11 protein-coding genes are annotated in these 15,911 nt (G+C 41.2%); 3 read left to right on the forward strand and 8 right to left on the reverse strand.

What is annotated here, in order from left to right; all coding sequences use genetic code 11:
• Positions 1-410: 410 nt before the first annotated feature.
• The 4 genes from KO534_RS06655 to KO534_RS06670 form a co-directional block, all read right to left on the reverse strand.
• On the reverse strand, positions 411-1,340 hold the full coding sequence (locus KO534_RS06655) for a carbohydrate kinase family protein (protein WP_215928684.1): 930 nt from the start codon (positions 1,338-1,340) through the stop codon (positions 411-413).
• Positions 1,337-2,860 carry a mannitol dehydrogenase family protein gene (locus tag KO534_RS06660; RefSeq protein WP_215928693.1) on the reverse strand — a complete coding sequence of 508 codons (1,524 nt, stop codon included), beginning with the start codon at positions 2,858-2,860 and terminating at the stop codon, positions 1,337-1,339. Before KO534_RS06660 ends, KO534_RS06655 begins: the two co-directional genes overlap by 4 nt.
• A gap of 152 nt (positions 2,861-3,012) precedes the next feature.
• A complete protein-coding gene (locus KO534_RS06665) occupies positions 3,013-4,728 on the reverse strand; it encodes a purine-cytosine permease family protein (RefSeq protein WP_215928695.1) in 1,716 nt (571 codons plus the stop codon).
• 79 nt (positions 4,729-4,807) lie between these two features.
• Complete coding sequence (locus KO534_RS06670) at positions 4,808-5,773, reverse strand: sugar-binding transcriptional regulator (RefSeq protein WP_215928697.1); 966 nt, start codon at positions 5,771-5,773, stop codon at positions 4,808-4,810.
• A 388-nt stretch (positions 5,774-6,161) separates the two neighbouring features.
• Between KO534_RS06670 and KO534_RS06675 the strand changes: the two genes are divergently transcribed.
• Complete coding sequence (locus tag KO534_RS06675) at positions 6,162-6,995, forward strand: hypothetical protein (RefSeq protein WP_215928699.1); 834 nt, start codon at positions 6,162-6,164, stop codon at positions 6,993-6,995.
• Between the two features lie 64 nt (positions 6,996-7,059).
• Entirely contained in the window at positions 7,060-7,755 is a 696-nt protein-coding gene (locus KO534_RS06680) for an HAD family hydrolase (RefSeq protein WP_215928701.1), read from the forward strand.
• 416 nt (positions 7,756-8,171) lie between these two features.
• Here KO534_RS06680 and KO534_RS06685 read toward each other — a convergent pair whose 3' ends face one another.
• The 3 genes from KO534_RS06685 to KO534_RS06695 are packed head-to-tail and all read right to left on the reverse strand — an operon-like array spanning position 8,172 to position 13,984.
• Positions 8,172-9,554, reverse strand: coding sequence for an efflux transporter outer membrane subunit (locus tag KO534_RS06685; RefSeq protein WP_215928703.1), 1,383 nt, complete (start codon positions 9,552-9,554; stop codon positions 8,172-8,174).
• Entirely contained in the window at positions 9,547-12,723 is a 3,177-nt protein-coding gene (locus KO534_RS06690) for an efflux RND transporter permease subunit (RefSeq protein WP_215928705.1), read from the reverse strand. The genes KO534_RS06685 and KO534_RS06690 overlap by 8 nt, the downstream gene beginning before the upstream one ends.
• A 10-nt stretch (positions 12,724-12,733) precedes the next feature.
• Positions 12,734-13,984 (reverse strand): efflux RND transporter periplasmic adaptor subunit, encoded by a 1,251-nt coding sequence (locus KO534_RS06695; RefSeq protein ID WP_215928707.1) that lies wholly within the window; start codon positions 13,982-13,984, stop codon positions 12,734-12,736.
• Positions 13,985-14,342: 358 nt separating this feature from the next.
• Between KO534_RS06695 and KO534_RS06700 the strand changes: the two genes are divergently transcribed.
• Positions 14,343-14,963, forward strand: coding sequence for a TetR/AcrR family transcriptional regulator (locus KO534_RS06700; RefSeq protein WP_215928709.1), 621 nt, complete (start codon positions 14,343-14,345; stop codon positions 14,961-14,963).
• A 221-nt stretch (positions 14,964-15,184) separates the two neighbouring features.
• On the opposite strand, the gene KO534_RS06705 is transcribed toward KO534_RS06700, so the two are convergent.
• The gene (locus KO534_RS06705) at positions 15,185-15,808 is read right to left on the reverse strand and encodes an acyloxyacyl hydrolase (RefSeq protein ID WP_436836576.1); all 624 of its coding nucleotides are present in this window, start codon (positions 15,806-15,808) and stop codon (positions 15,185-15,187) included.
• Between the last annotated feature and the right edge of the window lie 103 nt (positions 15,809-15,911).

Consider the following 15,911-nt stretch of genomic DNA (forward strand, 5'->3'; position numbering starts at 1 on the left):
GTCGTTATTTCGACTGTTTTTGTCGCCTCTTCTAGCGCAGAATTTAAGGCGTACTCCCGTGCTAATAGAGAGAAGTAAACTATTGCTAAGAGCCCTGGAAGTGCGACTAATATAATAAGTACAGATAACTTGGTCCTCAACGACCTAAACAATCGGTTCATGTAGCAATACCATCCAAATTAGAAGCTAGTCACAAACAACAGCAATAAAATAATAAAATTAAGAAAAAACAATTATTTATCCAAGTTTTATGACGTTAGTTTATGGTTTAAAGCTTGTCAATCTTTGGGTTGTTTTATGTGTCTAATTCCTAGAAATAAGAATCTCACGAAACAAAGAATGATAGGCATCAATAGGTCATTCAATTCCATAAATGGCGCGCGGTGATTGCGCGCTCCTACAACACTTTTTTAGGTTGTTTTCACTGGATCCATGAACTGTTGAATTTCCAAAATGCTTATTTCAGGTGTTGCACCTTTGTGTTGTGCCACCATTGCGCCCACGGCACACGCAAAATCGATGGCGTATTGAGGATTGTTGGTGTGGCATAGTTGATAAATTAATGACGCTAAAAATGAGTCTCCTGCACCAACAGTGTCTACTACTTTTACCAAGTAGCCAGAATTATAATAATTCACATCATCGAATCTCAGCAAAGCACCATGTGAGCCTTTAGTGACACAAATTTTTTGGGTATTGGTTTGATTGGCTACAAACTCTAGATTTTGCTCTAGGGAGTTATATTCAGATCCCATCCCTTGGGCTATTTCATATAACTCATCATCGTTAAGTTTAATGAAATCTGCTTTGTTCATCATTTCCACTAGCGTCTTCAGGTTGTAGTGAGGTTTGCGCAAATTCACATCAAATATTTTATAGTTGGCTACCTTTAATAGTTTTCTTAAAGTGTCCAATGATACTTGTTGGCGACCTACTAAACTGCCAAAAACAAAAATGTCCGACGAGCTTACTTGTTCTAACAAAGCAACAGTAAGTGGAATATTGTCCCAGGCTGTATCGGCCAAAATTTCGTAAGATGCCGAACCACTTTGGTCTAATTTAACTTCAACTGTGCTGGTTTTTTTATTGGCATTAACAGCGATAAAATCGGTATTGGTATTACGAACTTCTATTTGCTGCAGAAGCTCCTTACCCAATTTATCGTCTCCAACAGCGCTTATTATATTGGCTTGTATCCCAAGCCCATTTAATCGTAAACATACATTTAACGGAGCGCCACCTATGCGTTTTCCAGTATCAAAACAATCCCATAAAACCTCACCAAAACAATTGATAGAGATATCGTTACCCGCTTTATGTTTAATCAATAGGCCGCTCATTTAAGCACTCCTTGGGAAATGCCAAACTGTTTGCTTTCTAGAGTATTTTTCATGATGTCTTTAATATTACTTGTTGCCGAATAGATCGCGTCAATAGCGTCGCGGTATGTTTGGATAAATACTGGGTGTGTATTTAAATCACCAAATACACTGTTTAGTTTTAAGAAAGCCAGTTTGTCGATAGTTGTTTTGTGAGCGTAGCTAGCAAGTTCGTCTTTCATTACGTCTTGAATTTCTATCGGCTCTTGTTGTGCATTTGTTTGTTTGTCACTGTATAAACACCAAGTAGCAATTACTAGAGCTGCAAGTGAGCAGTCGCGCCCCGCTTCTAAGTTTTCGTGAATAGTAGCGATTAAAAATTTAGGTAATTTAGCTGAGCTTTCAGAACAAATACGTACCAAACTGTCTTTTATATTAGGGTTAGAAAAACGCTCAATTAGGGTGTTTTTATATTGTTCTAAATCAATACCGGGTAATTCATCTAATAATGGCGTCACTTCTAGATCCATAAAAGCCCGCAAGAATTTAGCAAAAACTGGATCAGATACAGTTTCATCAATAGTCCCGTAACCGTGAATCGCACCCAATAACCCCAAAACCGAATGGCCGGCGTTTAATAGCCGAATTTTCATTTTCTCAAAAGGCGTAACATCAGTGACAAATTGCGCACCCACTAAATCCCAGTTAGGCCGTCCGTCACTAAAGTTATCTTCAATGACCCACTGTGCAAAAGATTCACAAGTAATGGGCCATTCATCTTTTAGACCAAAAGTTTGTGCCACATAGTCAATATCGGCTTTTGTTGTGACAGGGGTGATGCGGTCAACCATGGCATTTGGAAATTCAACGTGCTGTGCAATCCAATGGCTTAGCATAAGATCTTGTTGTTCAGTGAACGAGAGTAACATTTTGCGAGTGACTGCGCCGTTATGCTGAATATTGTCACAAGACTGTACGGTAAACGCTTGGATATTATTTGCTTTGCGAATTCTTAATGCTGCGGCAATGTAACCAAATGCCGTTATAGGATCATTTGGATGGGTAATGTCATGGGCAATATCTGGGTGATTTAAATCTAGATCGCCCGTCATAGGATCTATATTGTAACCTCCTTCGGTAATGGTTAAGGATACAATTTTGGTTTCGCTATTAGCTAATTTATCAATCACGTTTTGTTTGTTGTCAGGGGCAAACATAAAATCGATCATTGAACCTATGACTTTGTTCTCAATTTGACCATTGGGATGGCGAACCACTAATGAATACAGGTAGTCTTGTTTGACTAAAATGTCTCGTAAGCTACGGTTGTTCTCTAGTAAACCAATACCACAAATTGCCCACTGTTCTGAGCCTGGGGTTTTTAGTAGTTCATTAATGTACATTGCTTGGTGTGCGCGATGAAAACCACCTACACCAATATGTACTATGCCTGCTGTAAGTTTATTGCGATCATAATTGGGAATATCAATATGGCTGGGTAAATTAGCCAAATTAGACTGATTTAATTGATTGTTAGTCATTCGTTTTACCTTTCTATGTAGGATTCTTCCCACAAAATATGCTGATAAGCGATGCTGCAGGCTAATCAGTTGTACCAATGTTTTTGCCAAAACCGTTGTTGCTTTAATTCAAAGCAACAACGTAAGTGGCACCTTAAGTTATCAGTAGATAACTAGTTATTAAGTGATTTTTGACGTCTAAGAGACATATAGGCACTGCCAAAGTAGGTGATAGTAAAGATGAAGCAGTACAGTTCGAACTGCGCCTTATTAACATCATAAATATGCATACTTTCGCTAAAAAACATAACCTGACAAGCAAACCCAGTAATGATCAATAGTGAAATAACCGATACTGCATTGAGTAGTTTGCTTATGCCGCTTTTATCATGAATAAAAGGTTTATCATCAATAGCTTGGTCGGTTTGAAAAGCAACAATTTGTTGTTGTTCGAGTACTTCAGCTGCGACTTCTTTAGTGTAATCCTTATCGGCACCATATTTTTTGGCTAGCAAGGTATAAACAATGATGCTGAAAATCCAAGTAGGGATAAATAAGTAATAAAATGACATCACATCTAACGCATTTAATCCAAAACCAAATGTTAAGGCTAACGCCCAGGTAGCTATGGCAGGAACACTGCGAGAGAGTTTTTGATACTTCGCCCAATATCGGGTTAAGCCAAGTTTTGGAAATAACGTATGTTCAGCAAATACAATGCCGCCAACTGGCACAACGAGTAAGCCCGCATAAGTGAGTAGGGGTAACATTTGCGAAAACACGAAAGGAAAACACGCAATGATCACAGTAACAACACCAACTACAGCTGTTGTTCTTTCACGTGAATGATTAACAAAAATAGACTGAGCCGCTAAGCCTGCGCGATATAAGTTTGCATTTGCGGTTGTCCAACCAGCAATAATAATAATCACAAAACCTGTTAAACCTAATGCATGATAAGCTACGTCACCTGGATCGAGTGACGTAATAGTGGTTTTAAGTAAAACCGCGGCACCAGCCCCCATAATACCGGCTGAAATCCAGGCGATATAATGTCCAAAGAACATGCCGACACCAGAGAACAAGCCATAACTTTTCTTTTTAGCGAAACGAAATATAGCCATGTCAATTAAGCCAAAGTGAGTGATAGAGTTAGCTGCCCATGCAAATCCTATGACTTCTAACAAACCAATGCCTTTTTCACCACTACCGGTAAAACCGGTCCAAATGGAGTGGTCTCCAATTGTGATAAAGTCACCCCATCCACTAAGCGTAGTGGTACCTAATACGTGATTCGATAGGGCGGGAAATAAAGTAAATGAGCCAGCAATAAAGATAACAAACAGCCAAGGTGCACAAATTTTAGAAAAATCAGCTACGGTGGAAAAACCGTACATAGCAACCAATACCACTATCGACCCTACGGCTAAAACAATGGCAACAAACCAAAAACTATTAGGGTACCAATTCAGTTGTGCAGGAATATCAAATACAAACCTGACTGCGGTGGAAGACACCGTAATCATGGCTGCGGAGATCACCGAAAATATCACCACATTCGCCCAGTTATAGAGTTTGGTCATCGAATTACCGGCAATTTTATTCAGGTAATTATATAAACTTAAACGAGTTTCAACCGCTATGGGGGCGGTTAATAACCACCATGAACACATGGCTAATAGATTACCAATTAACAAACCTAACAAAATATCTCTGGTCGATGCACCTAACGCGACAAAGGTGGCACCGATAACAAATTCTGTGGCGGCAACATGTTCACCTGCATATAAGCCAGCAAAATGTTTCCAGCCATGCAATTTATTCTTTGCGACTGGCATTTGTTCTTCATTTATTTCATGAAAAGCGTTATCTCTTTGAGTATCAGCCATTTTTATTTTCCTCATTATCACTATCGCTGCGTAAACAAGCAGATAAGCGATAATATTTTTAAACTAGAATTAAGAATGTTTACTTTGAAGACAAAGCGAGTACGGCCTTGGCGGTATACTCGTTTGTAATTAGCGAATTAATTAGTTTGCCTTTCAGGGCAGCATAAATTGCTGGTATTTTGTCTGAACCAGCGGCAATGCCATAAACAGGTTTAGACGCGTTAATGATTAACGGCGCACTGACTACGCGATCATTGGTTGCATTATCAAGTAGCTGACCATTTTGGTCATAGAGCCAGCTCACAATTTCTCCGTAAGCACCATCATTTTTCAAATGACTTAATTCAGAATCATTAATGAAACCGTCTAATAACAAAGGAGAGTTATCGGTAATTTGACCTATGCCCACAAAAGTCGCATCGGCTTGTTCAATTAAGCTAAAGATACTTTTAACAGGTTGCAGGTTTTGCAGGGTGTTTTTTTCAGAAATGCTAGATGCAATGACGGGAAGGGGCATTGGGAAATGTTTAGCATTGATACGATTTGCCATAGTCACCACAATATCAAACGCTGAGGCCGAGCCGTCTGCCATCATATTTCCTACAAGTGATACAATTTTGTGTTGTTGGCATTGCATTGAAGGAAGCTCATCAATACAAGCTTTTAGCGCTCTGCCTGTACCAAAGGCCAATGTTTTTGGCGTTTCTGATTTTAAGTAACGCTCTAGAATTGCGGCACTGCATTGCGCTAAACCGTGATTTGCGTCAGGAGTGGCTGGATCGCTAGGAACTATTTCGCAATCCAGTAAAGCAAATTTGTCTTTTAACTGCTGCGCTAACTCCATACATTGTGCAATCGGATGGTCCAAACGCACTTTTATCAATCCTTCAGTTACAGCAAGGGCAACTAATCGTTGTGCGGATTGGCGAGAGACTTCTAACTTTTGGGCGATTTCATCTTGAGTATTTTTGGCTACATAATATAGCCATGCTGCGCGAGCGGCGTCTTCTAAACGTTTTAACTCAGTTGTTGATCTATTATCCATTAGGATGCCTTTTTGTTTGCAACTTGGTATTACAATAATCGTTGACCCGTTTGAGCTTATGCTCAAGTTTCGGGCATATTCTCAGTTGTTTGTTGGTATGTCAACATTTTGCTGCGTCTTTTTTATACAAAAATTAAACAAAATGGTAACAAGGCTAAATGTACTGGTTTTAACCAATACCAGAGATACCAAGCTAAATTGCTATTTAAAAAAATCTAGTTACTTGTAACTTATTGAATATATTAAGTTATTAAAAGTGATCGAGGATTTTATTAAATTTTTGTAAATAAAGTCATTGACCTGAATATCGGTGTTGTGGAAAATGCTCACCTAATGGGCATTTGCTCAAGCGTGTTGTTTGGTCGTAATCTGTTTTGGATATTTGACGATGAACATAGCTAAATCCAATCAATCACCATTCACTAAAGTCACTGTTTTTGGAGAAAGTAAAATGTTAACCAATTCCGTGAAAGCAATTTTTTTAATAGCGATATACTGTTTATTTAGTTTCAGCTCTCAAAGCTTTGCGAATGAAAATACAGGGAGGTGGGATTTAAGTTTCGACCTTAAAACTAATCACCTGTGGCATGGATTTATTGTCACCGACGGAGTGATGACGTCAGGCGAACTGACTTATAAAACAGCCGACAATAAAACCACTTTTGGCTTATGGGGTGGGGGCTCTTTTAATGGTGAGTTCAAAGAGTTTACCTATTTTGCTTCCCATCAGTTTTCTGATCAGTTGTTTGTTGAAATTGTTAATCATGGTAACCATTCGTCTATCCCTGACAGTGATGTGGACATATTCGATTATTCTTCAGACCCTTTAAAAACAGGTAACTTTATTGATGTAGGTCTTGGTTATACCTTTGAAGGTGAGATGCCTATTTCGGTATATTATTCGGTTATTGTGCAGGGCGTTGATTCTTTTGTGGATGCCGATTCAGGTAAAAAGGAACGGGCTTACACTAACTACATAGAAATCAGCGCACCAGTATGGAAAGGTAAAGACGGTGAAACGGTTGATGTATTTATTGGCGGCGCTTTTTCTCCAATACAAGAAAAGAACTTTTATTCTGATAATGCGAATATTAACAATCTTGGTTTTACATATAAAAAGCAGCTTCAAGTAGCTGGATATAGTTTACCTGTTTCAGCAACGGCTATGTGGAACCCTGCGTTAAATCACGGTGCGCTGCAAGTCGCTGTTAATTTGTTCTGATTTTTAGTGCTCTTAACTATAAAATCGAACGCTTACAAGCAAATACAGTAAGGTGTTTATTACCATGAATTTGGCTAATTATTTACAGTGTCATCCTATCGAATTAATCATATTTGATTGTGATGGAGTGTTAGTCGATAGCGAAATTTTAAGTAAGCAAACTTTGCTTAAAATGCTCAGTGAGTTAGGTGCGAATGTCTCTGATGAATATTTTCATAGGCATTTTTTGGGTTACAACTTTGAGCATGTTACCGCAAAAGTCTTAGCTGATTTTTCAATTGTTCTGACCGAAGATTTTCGTTTGGCCTACAGAGATGCATTGTTAGATGTCTTCACAACAGAATTAAAGCCTACCCTTGAGTTAGATTCCTTACTAGACAAATTGCATGTGAAGTCTTGCGTGGCAACCAGTAGTAGCCCTGCTAAGGTAAGTCATGCATTGCATACCACGGCTTTAAATGAGTATTTTTCTGGTAAAGTATTTACGGCATCTGAAGTGAAAAATGGTAAACCTGCCCCAGACTTATTTTTACATGCGGCGAATAAGATGGGGGTGGCAGCTGAACATTGTTTAGTTATTGAAGATTCTCCAGCGGGGATTCAAGGTGCAAAGGCTGCGAATATGCGAGTCATTAGGTATGCAGGCGCGAGTCATTTGATTCACCACAGTTATCATGATGATGTGCATACTATTACCCATTGGGAGCAGTTAGAGCATTTAATCTCTGAACTCGACCCTAATCAAAAAGTTGAAATGTAAGACGTATCATTAATGCTAGTGAATACCAAATAGACGTTTAAGAACCGTAAACTTTACCAATTACTGTGGTTTTTATGTCATGCCCTTTAGTAATATTGTCCCGCAGTTGGCTGACTTAACTGGTGTTAAATCTATCCTAACTACGACAACAAGGTTTAGGTTTTCTGCAGGTTTTGAGTCTGTCTCTTGACCCTTTCACTATTTTTAATGATGGCTGTATTATCACCAAAGCAATTATTATGGCGATGTCTAAGTCAGAGATTAAAGAGTCTTGCCATATGACTAAGCGCCGTACTTCATTCACTGAGCCGGCCGTTAAACCGGTCATTAATGACCGGCTTCTTTTCATTTCTCTGGGCGAGTCGTATTGTTTTCAGCACCTATTGTCTAATTTAATTAAGTAGATATTGACTAAATTAGATCACGCTTATGCCGCCACCAAATGCACGGTATATATCCACTAATCGATTGAAGCTTTGTTGTTCAAGAAGGGCTAGTTGACTACGACCTTCTAACACATCACGTTGCGCTTCCAATAAATCCAAAAACTCTCCACTGCCGGCTTCAAAACGCTGCTTTGCAATTGTCATGGCTTTTTCACTGGCTCGCCATTGATATTCGGTACTGAGTTGTTGTCGACGGCTAAAATTGTAGCTTTGTAACGAAAACTGCATATCAGCAAGAGCGTCAAACACTTGTTGCTCAAATTGCGCAAGGGCAATAACCGAGCTCGCTTCTGCTTGGCGAATACGTGCTTTAACTGAGCCTAAATCAGCTACTTGCCAGCTTAAGCTTGGAGCGATATTCCAACTTTCATTCTGGCCGTTTACGCTGAGCCCCGGCCCTGATAAAAATCCTAAAAATCCGCTGACAGATAGATTGGGATATAAATCAGCCGTTGCGACGCCAATTCTTGCGGTAGTAGCAGCTAAGGCGCGTTCAGAGCTAGCCACATCGGCTCGATATTGCAGGTAGTTTTCGCCTTGGGTTAAGGCGATGGGTTGCGAAAGTTGCGGCAAAGCGCTGAGATCGTTTAAGGCCAATGTGCCGGGCTTCTTGCCTAATAAAGCCGACAAGGTTGCATCAGCACGTGCGAGTAATGTGCCGTATTGCGGAACGGTCGCCTCAACTGCATATACTTGTGCGTCGATTCGCGCCATTTCTAACTCCGAAGCAAAACCCGCCTCGAACCGCACTTTAACGATTGTGCGAGTTTGTTGCAGGTTAGCGAGGTTTTTTTGTGCTACCTTTAAACGAAATTGCGCCCCTCTATAGTCACCATAACTTGTGGCTATCTGACTAATAATTTGTAGTTGCGCGTCGTGCCAAAGAATGTCGGCCTGCTCGGCTTCGGCTGAAGCTGCTTCTACTGCTCTGCGAATCTTTCCAAACAAATCCACATCCCAATTTAGATTTGCACCAGTAGTATAACCGCGAGTAATAGTATTGTTGTCGCTACTCAAAACCGTTGCGTTTTTCGTAGTTTGGTAACCTGCGTCTAGTGTTCCTTTAGGCAGAAAATCGTTATCTGCATCACGAAATATCGCATAAGCCCGCTGCACATTGGCTTGTGCTTGCAGCAAAGTATGGTTTTCAGTTAACGCTTCTTGAATTAAATGGTTGAGCTCTTTATCGTTAAAGGCTTGCCACCAAGTCGTCAATTTTTCAGATTGTTGGTATGGCGTGGTAATGTCAATGCTTTTGACCTGCTTTGGCGCCTGATAATCAGGGCCTACAGCACAAGCACTTAAAATCGAGAGTATGCCCAAGATGGCAACTGTTTTTAATGGCTTACCCATGAATCGCCTCCTTAGTTGTTGCTAGTGATTGGGAGTCAAGAGGTTTGTGCTCTCCTCGTTTTGCGAGTACATAATAAAATAACGGAGTAAGTAGTAACCCAAATACCGTGACGCCAATCATGCCTGAAAATACAGCGACGCCCATTGCTTGACGCATTTCTGCCCCTGCGCCACTAGAAAACACCATAGGCACTACCCCCATGATGAACGCAATAGACGTCATCAATATTGGGCGTAAGCGTAAGCGACCAGCTTCGAGAATGGCTTGGTACGCGGTGCGCCCTTGGTCTTGAAGGTCTTTGGCAAATTCTACGATTAATATCGCGTTTTTGGTTGCCAGCCCCACCAGAACAATAAAACCAATTTGCGTAAAGATATTGTTATCACCTCCGGCAATCAATACACCGCTTAACGCTGACAATAAGGTCATAGGTATAATTAAAATGATAGCTAAAGGTAAACTTAAACTCTCATATTGCGCAGCCAATACCATAAACACCAATAAGATAATCAGAGGGAAGATATATATTCCGGCATTGCCAGCCAATATCTGTTGGTAGGTCAGCTCTGTCCACTCATAACTCATTCCATTGGGTAAGGTTTCAGCTAAGATTTTTTCGATTGCTGCTTGCGCTTCACCAGAACTGAATCCCGGTGCCGCACCACCATTGATCTCGGCCGTAGTAAAGCCATTGTAGTGCATGACACGGTCTGGTCCTGCGGTGTCGGTAACCTTAATAAAGGAGCCAATTGGTATCATATCACCCTGGTTATTGCGTACTTTAAGCTGGCCAATTTGCTCAGGAGTTTGTCTAAACTTCTCATCAGCCTGCACATTGACTTGATAGGTTCGCCCAAATTGATTGAAATCGTTGGCGTAAACCGAACCCATGTAACCTTGTAGCGTGGTAAATAACTCATCTAGTGATACCGCTTGTTGCTTGGCTTTAGTGCGATCAATGTCCAGATCAAGTTGCGGTACATTGATTTGGTAACTGGAGAATACCCCGGCTAACTCTGGCGTAGCCCAAGCTTTTTGCATGACTTGCATTGTCACTTTGTAGAGTTCATCGTAGCCGTAATTGGCTCTATCTTGAATTTGTAATCTAAAGCCACCAATAGTGCCTAGTCCTTGTACCGGTGGAGGCGGGAAGATGGCAATGTAGGCATCTTCGATAGCGGCAAATTTTTGATTCAGCGCTGCCGCTATAGCATTAGCCGATAACGCGGCGTCAGTGCGGTTTTCAAATTCATCTAAGGGCGTAAATACAATGCCACTATTGGTACTATTGGTTAAACCGTTTATGCTCAGACCTGGAAAGCCAACTGAATGCACCACACCTGGATGCTCGAGGGCTATATGTGACATCTCTTTAATGACTTCTTCAGTGCGCTCAAGCGAAGCTGCATCGGGTAGCTGCGCAAAAGCAATCAGATATTGTTTATCTTGCCCTGGCACGTAACCTGTTGGCGTAGTGGCAAACTGTAGTCCGGTAATACTGAGCAAACCAATGTACATGACCCCGACCAACACGCCGTAGCGCAGGACTTTTTTAACAACCCAGCCGTAGCCATCAGATAAACGTGCAAAGAAGCGATTAAAGGGATTAAACAACCAGCTACCTAGTGATTTATCCATGGCTCGAGTCAGTAAATCTTTTTTCTGATCCGGACTTTTTAGTAACAAGGCCGATAGAGCAGGGCTCAACGTTAGAGAGTTGATGGCCGAAATAAAGGTTGAAATGGTAATAGTTAGAGCAAACTGCTTATAAAATTGCCCTGTTAATCCAGACATAAAGGCGGTTGGAATAAACACTGCCGCCAATACCAAGGTGGTTGCCACTATTGGACCTGTGACTTCTTTCATGGCTTTTTCAGTGGCCGCAACTGGAGATAAACCTTCGTCGATATTTCGCTCAACGTTTTCTACTACCACTATGGCATCATCGACAACTATACCTATGGCCAGCACGAGTCCAAATAACGACAGTGCGTTCAAAGAAAACCCTAACAGGTGCATAAAAGCAAAGGTGCCCACTAAAGATACTGGTACCGCAACTAATGGAATAATAGAGGCGCGCCATGTTTGCAAAAACAGCACTACCACTAACACCACCAGTAATACCGCTTCTAGTAGCGTTTTAACTACAGCTTGTATAGAGCCACGCACAAACACAGTCGGGTCGTATACGATGTTGTACTCTAAACCTTCGGGAAAGCTTTGAGACAACTCTGCCATTTTGCTACGCACATCGTTTGAAATTTGGATTGCATTAGAGCCTGACGCTTGAAACACGGGGATCGCAGCGGCTTCTTGATTATCTAGCATTGAGCGCAATGCATAACTAGATGCACCTAATTCAACCCGCGCCACATCTTTCAAACGGCTAATTTCACCTTGTTCTCCGACTTTTATGATGATGTCTTCGAACTCTGAAACGTTTGACAAACGGCCTTTGACGTTGATTAGAAGTTGAAAGTCACTTTTACCACTTGGTTGCGCGCCCAAGCTGCCTGCTGCTGCTTGCTGATTTTGTTCTCGAATGGCGGTCACGATATTGTTTGGAGACAACCCAAGCGCCGCGACTTTATTCGGATCGAGCCAAACGCGCATACTGTAATCGCCGGCGCCAAATACACGAACTTGGCCAACTCCTTCAATGCGCGCTAACTCGTCTTTAACGTTCAAACTCGCGTAGTTCGACAAGTACAACATATCGTAACGTTTATCAGGCGAGGTTAAATGCACCACCATGGTTAAACTAGGTGACGACTTTTCGGTGGTGATGCCTAAGCGCTGAACTTCTTCTGGCAAACGCGGTTTGGCACGTTCAACTCGACTTTGCACTTGGGTTTGGGCTAAGTCCACGTCACTGCCAATAGCGAAGGTGACGGTTAAGGTCATTCGCCCGTCAGAAGTGGCCTGAGAAGACATGTATAACATGTTTTCGACACCGTTAATTTCTTGCTCTAGCGGCGAAGCAACCGTTTCGGCTATAACTTTAGGGTTGGCTCCAGGATAATTAGCGGTAACCACAACAGTAGGCGGCACCACTTCTGGGTATTCAGTTATTGGCAGTTGCCATACTGATATGGCACCGACAATAAAAAAAATAAGGGAAATAACAGCTGCAAATATCGGGCGTCGAATAAAAAATTGCGAAAACATTACTTTCCCCTTACCCGCGACCAGCTAAGGTTTTGTCGGCTTTCGCTGTCAATTCGTTGCTGGTTTGGTCGAGTAGCTTTTGTTGCTGACGCAAAGCAGTTAATGTCTCTTGTGAAGTCATATCGACCATCTGAGGCTGAATTTGCATATTAGGGCGAACACGCTGCAGTCCGTTTACCACTATGACATCATTGGGATTTAATCCTTCGGTGATGATGCGTAGCTTTTCTACTTTTTCGCCTAAAACAACTTTACGATATTCCAATTGATTATCTTGATTAACAACCAACACAAACTTTCTGTTTAGGTCAGTTCCAATGGCTTTTTCGTCAATTAGAATACCTTGATAAGAATGGCTACCCGTGAGTTTAACGCGAGCAAATAAGCCTGGCAGCAATGAATGGTCAATATTCGGGAAACTAGCGCGAATACGAATAGTGCCAGTTTGCTGGTTAACAGCGTTATCAACAAAATCAATGTTACCTACATGGCTAAAATTTGCGTCATTGGCAAGTGCCATATACACCGGATTGTCAGATGCATCACGTGCATCCGAACGTTTTCCCGACTCGGCTAACTGTGAATATTTAAGGTAAGTTTGTTCGTCAACGTCAAAATAGGCATACATTTTATCCATAGACACTAAAGTAGTGAGTTGGCTTTGCCCTGCAGTAACAAAGTTTCCTTCAGTTATTTGAGCATAGGAAACTCGACCTGAAATTGGCGCAGTAACTTGCGTATAAGATAAATCCAACTCTGCCTGCTCTAACGCCGCTTTTACAGACGCAATCGTTGCTTGGGTTTGTTGTTTACGAGCTAAGCGGCCATCTAGGGTTTCAACAGATACTGCGTTTTGTTCGCTAAGTTTACTGGCTCGTTTAAAGTCGTTTTTTGCTTGTACAAACGCACTATCCGCACTTTGTAGTTCGGCTCTTAAACGCTCAACTTCGGCTTTAAATGCTCGACGGTCAATTTGAAACAGTACTTCGCCTTTACTGACTACTGCTCCTTCATCGAACAAAACCTCCTCTATATAGCCCGATACACGAGGCATCAAAGTCACCGTTTGCGGCGCTTGTAAACGGCCGGCAAATTCGTCCCACTCTGTGATTCGTTCATTGACCACTTTAGCAACACTGACTTGCGGTGCTAAGGGGGTAGGGGCTTGGTTTGTTGCCTTATCTTGGGTGCCGCAAGCAAGCAACACAACACTTGCGATTCCGCCTAATATCCAATTCTTTATGGTGTGTTTTGTGCTCATGAGTTCTCTTAACCTATTTTTTAATGTGTTTTAAAATTAGTTGTGTACTGGTTGGTAAGAATATAGATTTCAGTGGTGTAGTCAAATGTTGTGTACCATTTGGTATGAAAAATAAAATATACCTCATGCGTTTTATTTATATGGTGATTTTCCGCTTTCAAGTAGGGCATGGAGAGTTGTAAGGTTGTCAAATCGTTTAAGGCTTGGGACACGAGATAGTAGCCGAAAACGCAGTGCTCAGAAGTATCGGCGCTTTAAAAGATACTGCTTTTTTTGTACTGACAAGTAAGTAATGTGCTATGGACATGTGATAATTAGGCGTTTATTATGTGAACAAAGTTAAATTGGGAGTTATTCAATGAGTACCGCAAATTGTGCTACCGCAATCGGTAGGCCTAGAGCTTTTGATGTGCAAGTGGCACTAGAAAAAGCATTGGAAGTATTCTGGGAGAAAGGGTTTGATGGCGCGTCTTTGTCTGATTTAACCTCTGCAATGGGTATCAATAAACCTAGCATGTATTCTGCTTTTGGTAATAAAGAGCAGTTGTTTTTAAAGGCGATTGAATTTTATAAAAATCGCCCCTGCGGTTTTTTTAAACCTGCGTTAGGGCAGCCAACAGCCTATAAAGTGGCAGAGAGCATGCTTATGGGAGCCGCTAAAAGCATGGCCGATAATTCTCACCCTCAAGGTTGTGTGATGATCCAAGGAGCTTTGTCTTGCAGTGAAGCTGCTGCCGGCGTTAAAGAAGAATTAATTAAATACCGACAGCAAAGTGAAGATCAAATTAAAGATCGATTTGAATTGGCTAAAGCACAAGGTGATTTGCCAGAAAGTGTGGATGCTTGTAATTTGGCTCGATACCTAAACACAGTAATGCAAGGTATTTCTATTCAGGCCAGTAGTGGCGCCACTGAAGAACAATTGATTGATGTAGCCAATTTAGCGTTGGCGAGCTTTCCGGCAGGAAAGGGTCAGTAGAATGATGCTTTAGATATAGGTGATCTATGTCTAAAGCCTATGAGTTTTAGTCCCAAGTGGTTGAAAGCTAAATGTAATTTAATAAAGAGACATGGGTTGAGCTGATTAGAAATAGTGTTTTCGGTGCTCAGAATGACAAAAAAGGGGGATACTTTGATTGAGTATCCCCCTTTTTTGATCGCTAAATATCGTTAGTCGGGTGTTTGTTTTTACACCCACTATCAAAACTTATAGGCGTAAGACATATTCAAAAAGTCCACCCCAGGGTTTTTGCTGTTCAAGCCGCCGTTACTGTAGTGCATATACCTTAACGAAACCGATTCTGTCTGTTTGTTGTTTAAGTCAACAGTTAAACCTAATCGGTCTTCAAATTGGTAATGTGAGCCGATATCTTTGCCTGCAAACTTGGTGTCATTAACCAAAGATACACCAATACCAAACTCCCATTTAAGTGGGTACTTGTCTTTAATGTAATAGAACGTTTTACTGACCACTGGAGACAGCGCGAGCACAAAATTTGTTTCATGGCTATTTTGTTCACCATACTCCCAAAAGTTTAAGCTGGTTTCCCAGTAAATATCTAACTTGTCAAAGTACGGCACATTTTTTAGTTCGTAAATATAAGGCCTATAGGCCAACCGAATCCCAGTAATATCATCTGAGCCAATAAGTACATCGACCGCAACGGCTTGGGTGGTTTTATTGTTAGTACTGAATTGACGATTTTGCTTGTTCAAAGCAGCGTCACTACTAGGAGACCAAACACTACCAACAACTACTGTTGAAAGCATTAAAGTAAAACTAATGATGGGGACTAGATTTTTAGAAAGTAAATTATTGAACATGGCGTAACTCTGTTTTTCTGTGGATTAAACTTAAAGTAACGAGACGCTCTACCTGAAAAAGTGATTCATTGGTTTTCAGTTCTCGCTTTAATTTGTACCAAGT

The organism is Paraglaciecola arctica (assembly GCF_018861065.1).
GTDB lineage: Bacteria > Pseudomonadota > Gammaproteobacteria > Enterobacterales > Alteromonadaceae > Paraglaciecola > Paraglaciecola arctica_B.